Below are 885 nucleotides of genomic sequence, written 5' to 3' on the forward strand. Positions count from 1 at the left end.
TCTGTCGCAAATCAGCGATCCGCTCTAGCAACGCTTTATCTGTGCCGTATGGAGCTAAAATCGCCCCTGAATTCATTGTGCTAATACGAGACTGCAAACGCACGAGCGTTTTTAAGTCTGCACTAAAACCGGTTGCTGGGCGAGATTCACCAAATTCAGCGCCGATGGAGTCATATCGTCCACCTTTAGCCAATGCATATCCAAAGCTTGGTGTATATGCGCTGAACATCACGCCAGTATGATAGTCATAGCCTCGTAACTCGCAGAAATCATAGCCTAGTTCAATTTCTGGGAAACGCTCGCCAACCAACTCAGCAAAACGCATCAAAGCATCAACGGCATCTAAAGTTTCGTTACTAGCTAATTCAGAGTACTGGGATATGCTTTTTCGCACTTCCGACAAGGCATCAATACTGCCGCTAAGCAGAGCGATTTCGCGAATAATATCGATAACCGGCAACTTATGTTCAGCGGCTAGCGTATCAAGCTCGGGAATTGACTTGCGATTCAATGCGCTGAAAATTCGATCTTCTAGTTCTCTCGGGAGCTCAGCTGAAGTCATCAAGCCACGATATATACCAACGTGCGCCAAGTCCACATGAACCTTTGAGACTTCTGCAATAGTCAATGTCTCTAGCATCAAAGACATCACTTCTAAGTCTGCTGCTTCATTGTCAGACCCAAAAAGCTCGCATCCAATTTGCATTGGGCTTCGATTGGTCATCGTATGTTCTGGACGCGTATGCAACACGCTATCGACATAACATAAACGAGAAATGTCATGGTTTTTCAATACGTGCGCATCGATACGAGCGGCTTGCGTAGTAATGTCTGAGCGAATGCCGAGCGTTCTCCCTGACAGTTGATCGGTAACTTTGAATGTTT

Annotated in this window: 1 protein-coding gene; it reads right to left on the reverse strand. The window is 46.0% G+C overall.

Features of this window, described 5'->3' with window-relative positions; all coding sequences use genetic code 11:
* The coding region (locus A3738_RS07215; protein WP_068763479.1) for an ATP phosphoribosyltransferase regulatory subunit at nucleotides 1-885 on the reverse strand (885 nt) is incomplete at both ends.

Source organism: Oleiphilus sp. HI0066 (assembly GCF_001635725.1).